Source organism: Microbacterium sp. P2_F9 (genome assembly GCF_056403635.1).
The window spans coordinates 1-4032 of the sequence record NZ_JBFUFC010000263.1 but is presented as its reverse complement, the minus strand read 5'-3'; the positions used below and the strand labels follow the sequence as shown (position 1 = coordinate 4032).

4 protein-coding genes are annotated in these 4032 nt (G+C 68.1%); 2 read left to right on the top strand and 2 right to left on the bottom strand.

Annotated features, from left to right (window positions below):
- Together AC1DVT_RS18415 and AC1DVT_RS18410 are read right to left on the bottom strand one after the other, a co-directional pair.
- Window positions 1-1310 (bottom strand): GAF domain-containing protein (locus AC1DVT_RS18415; RefSeq protein WP_477390634.1); only part of this gene is annotated, 1310 nt, incomplete at its 3' end.
- A gap of 62 nt (window positions 1311-1372) precedes the next feature.
- Window positions 1373-1825, bottom strand: a complete 453-nt coding sequence (locus AC1DVT_RS18410) for a pyridoxamine 5'-phosphate oxidase family protein (RefSeq protein WP_477390632.1) — start codon at window positions 1823-1825, stop codon at window positions 1373-1375.
- Between the two features lie 322 nt (window positions 1826-2147).
- Here AC1DVT_RS18410 and AC1DVT_RS18405 point away from each other — a divergent pair, with 322 nt between their 5' ends.
- Entirely contained in the window at window positions 2148-3476 is a 1329-nt protein-coding gene (locus AC1DVT_RS18405; RefSeq protein ID WP_477390630.1) for a ferredoxin reductase family protein, read from the top strand.
- 23 nt (window positions 3477-3499) lie between these two features.
- Complete coding sequence (locus tag AC1DVT_RS18400; protein WP_477390628.1) at window positions 3500-3985, top strand: FMN-binding protein; 486 nt, start codon at window positions 3500-3502, stop codon at window positions 3983-3985.
- Window positions 3986-4032 lie beyond the last annotated feature (47 nt).

Below are 4032 nucleotides of genomic sequence, written 5' to 3'. Positions count from 1 at the left end.
CGATGGGAGAGCGCGAAGATCACCGTTCGGATCTGCCCGATGGCGTCGTCGAGCCGATCGATCGTCTCGCCGAGGGTGTCGGCATCGGGTCCTGGTCCAAGTCGGCTGCTCAGCGCCTGCAAGCCCAGTCCGGCCCCGAAGAGCTGCTGGATGACGTGATCATGCAGGTCGCGGGCGATCCGCCGCCGGTCGTCTGCGAGGAGTGCTCGCTGGGCCTCCTCGCCGGCCCGCGCGAGTTCGAGCGCGATGCTTGCGCGAGAGGCCAGGTCCGCGGCCGCCTCGGTCTCGGTGGGGGAGAAGCTGCCGGCATCGGGGCTTCGGGCGATGCACAGGATGCCCCAGAACTGGGCGTGCGTGCGCAAGGGGACGGCCAGGGCTGGACCGCTGACCCCGTCGTGCGTGACGAGGAGCGGATCCCGATCGGTGGTGTGCTGCTGCGGCCGAACGTGCGCGGCAGCGTCATCCAGGACGCGCCCGGCGAACGAGCGGAACGGCTCGAAGGCTGCTCCTCGCAGCGATGCTTCATCCGGACCCGTTGCGGCGCCCACCTGAAGCCGGCCATCATGCGCGTTGAGGATGAGCACCGTGACCTGGTCCGCGCCCGAGATGTCTCGCACGCGATGGGCGATGAGATCCAGCGCCTTGTCGGTCGGGGTGGCGCCGATCCCCGCCGAGAGCTCCGCAGCCGCGGTCATCCACCGGGCACGAATCCGGGTCTCCGCCAGAAGCCGGGCGTTCTCGATCGCGAAGCCCGCGGTGAGGGCCAGCGCCCCGACGAGCTGCTCGTCCTCTTCGGCGAAGTCTCGGCTGCCGGAGTTCGTCAGATAGAGATTTCCGAAGACTTCACCGTGCACTCGCACGGGCACACCGAGGAAGGACTCCATCGGAGGATGATGCGGAGGGAAGCCGACTGATCGCTCGTCGTCCGCCATGTGGGCCAGCCGAATCGGATGGGGATCGGTGAACAGAGCTCCCAGCAGGCCGCGTCCTTCGGGCAGATGGCCGATGGCGGCTGCCTTCTCCTCGGTCAGCCCGACGTACAGGAACTGCTCGARCCCGTCGCGTTCGGGGTTGATGACGCCCATCGCCCCGTACTGTGCGCCGACCAATTCGGTCGCAGCCTCGACGATGCTGCGGAGGACGAGGGTGAGATCGCTCTGCTCCAGCACCGCCTGTGTGGCGCGGAGCAAGGCGCGGAGTCGTCCTTGGGCGCGCAGGACGCGCTCACTCTGCGCTATGAGTGACGAGATCGCCTCTTCGAGCTCGGTGCGCGGTCCGTCGGGAAACGAGAGTGACCCGGATTCGGTCACGGTGATCCTCCGTCCCCAGCCGTCTCCGCAAATCTAGGACGGCGACCGTCGGTTCGCCAGCGTCAGGTCCACTCGTCGTTGCTCGATGCTGCGTACCGATCAGGTTCCGGCCCGCGCTCGAAGGAGCGACCGCTGATCGACGCCGGGACGATGCGCACCCAGCGGTATTTGAGCGTCGGAATCCACGGCGTCAGTGGGAGCCCATCGGCGTCGTCGATCTCGTGCTGCAGCTCAAGACGCTCTGCGACACCTTTCACCACAACGCTCGCCGCATACGTCTCGTCGTGTTCGTCGACTTCGAAGGCGACGTGGGGGTTCACCGCGAGTTCTGACAGCTTCGAGCCGGGGGCTGTACGGAAGAACAATCTGCCCCCGTCGACCGCGTAGTTGACGGGGAAGATGTCGGGCTCGCCCTGCACGGTCAGGGCAAGACGACCCAGTTCGGACCGCGACAACAGCGCCCAGCACTCCTCTTCACTGAGCGCTGCGACGACCGCATCATTCGTAGCATCCATGACGTCATCTCCATCGGTTCTCTCGGCCGCAACGGCGGCTGCCCTTCTCTCAGCGAACCCCAGGATGCCTCCACGGGCAGGGCCGAAGGTCCCGTCGCCCCAACCCGCTCCGGCCGGCGCGACTACGCGAAAGCCATGCGTTTGCTATGAGCTCGCCGGGCGGCCCCCATTCTTAGCGCTGTCTCAGAAGCGGCCCAGGAAGGTGAGTCCTATGGCAGCCATCACCTCTCCTCCGCGCCCCTCCGGCACGCCCTCTGCGCGACCGGTCGCCGCTGCGCCCGAGCGACGTGCTCCCGGGGCGAGCCGGGGGCGATGGAACGTCGTGGCAGTTTCCCTGATCTGGATCACGAGTCTGCTGATCGTGGCGCTGTGGGTGCAGGGCGGAGGCATCGCGGCGCTCCTCGCTCACAACGCCGAGACGCTCAACACCCTCGGCCGGCTCACCGGGCTGGTATCGGCGAACCTCCTGCTGTACCAGGTTCTGCTGATGGCCCGCGTACCGATCTTCGAGCGGGGGTTCGGGCGCGAAGGGATCACCCGGATGCATCGCATCGTGGGCTTCTGGTCGTTCTGGCTGCTGCTCCTGCACATCGTCCTCCTCGTGGCGGGATACGCCGCCGCGGCGGCGATCAATCCGTTTCTGCAGCTGTGGCAGTTCATCTGGGACTATCCGGGCATGCTGCTCGCGACAGCGGGCACGCTCCTTCTCGTCATGGTGGTCGTCACCTCGATCCGTCGCTCGCGCCGCCGGCTCCGCTACGAGTCGTGGCACCTGCTGCACCTGTACGGCTACCTCGGCGTCGGCCTCGCCATCCCGCACATGCTGTGGACGGGGGCGGACTTCACCGCGTCGCCGCTCGCGACGGCGTACTGGTGGGGACTGTGGGCCGTGGTCGCGGCATCCGTCCTCTTCTTCCGGATCGGCGTGCCGGCGGTGCGGGCGATGCGCCACGAAGTGCGGGTGGTCGGCGTGAAGCCGGACGGGCGCCGGGGAGTGACGGTGCGGATGCGCGGTCGCGACATGAGCCGTCTCGATGCGCGGGCCGGCCAGTTCTTCGTCTGGCGATTCCTCGACGGCTCCGGCTGGATGCGCGGTCACCCGTTCTCGCTCGCCGCTGCCCCGCAGGGCGATGACCTCGTCATCTCGGCACGGATTGTCGGGGATGGCACGCATCGCCTCACCACGCTGCGACCGGGCACCCGGGTGATCTTCGAGGGCCCGTACGGGCACATGACGGGCGAATCCCGCACCGGGACCAAGCTGCTCATGCTCGGCGCGGGTGCCGGCGTCGCTCCGCTGGTGGCGCTGCTCGAGTCCGAGCCGTACGGACGGGGCGATGCGACGCTGATCACGCGCGACCACGGTGACGACGAGCTGCTGCGGCGTCACGAGATCGAGACGCTCGCTGCGGCGCGCGGCGTCCGTCACTTCACGCTGAATGGGCCGCGCTCACACAGCGGGTCCACCTGGCTCCCGGCCTCCCACTCGGCCTGGAACGGTGCGCAGCTGATCCACCACCTCGCGCCCGATCTCGCCGAGTACGACGTCTTCCTCTGCGGGCCGATCCCGTGGATGGACGCCGTGCGCGCCGACCTCGCGGCCGCCGGCGCGGCACCAGATCGCATCCACAGCGAAGCTTTCACCCTCTAGCCCCACCGGCGATCGGAGACCCGATGAAGAAGATCATCTACGGCGCGTTGGCGACCCTCGCAGGTCTGGTGCTGCTCTTCAGCTACCGCACCTCGGTCGGTGAAGCTCTGCCGACCGGTCAGTCGACGGACACGGCAGGGACGAGTTCGACCGGGACGACTTCTACGGGGACGACTTCGACCGGGACGACTTCTACCGGGACCGATTCGAGCAGTACCGCGTCCGGGCTGACCGACGGCACGTTCACGGGCGCGGCAGCGAACACCCGCTACGGTGCGGTCGCGGTGCGGATCACCGTGTCGGGCGGGATGATCACGAAGGTCGACGTCCCGCAGTATCCGTCCAGCAACGGCCGCGACCGGCAGATCAACCAGCAGGCGATCCCGATCCTCGTCTCCGAGACGGTCTCCGCGCAGAGCAGCAGCATCGACATGGTCTCGGGCGCGACGTACACGAGCGATGGCTACCTGCAGTCGCTGCAAAGCGCCATCGACCAGGCGACAGCATGACCTCCGCGGCGCCCGTGCGGCGCGCGTGGGTCGAGACCATCATGGGC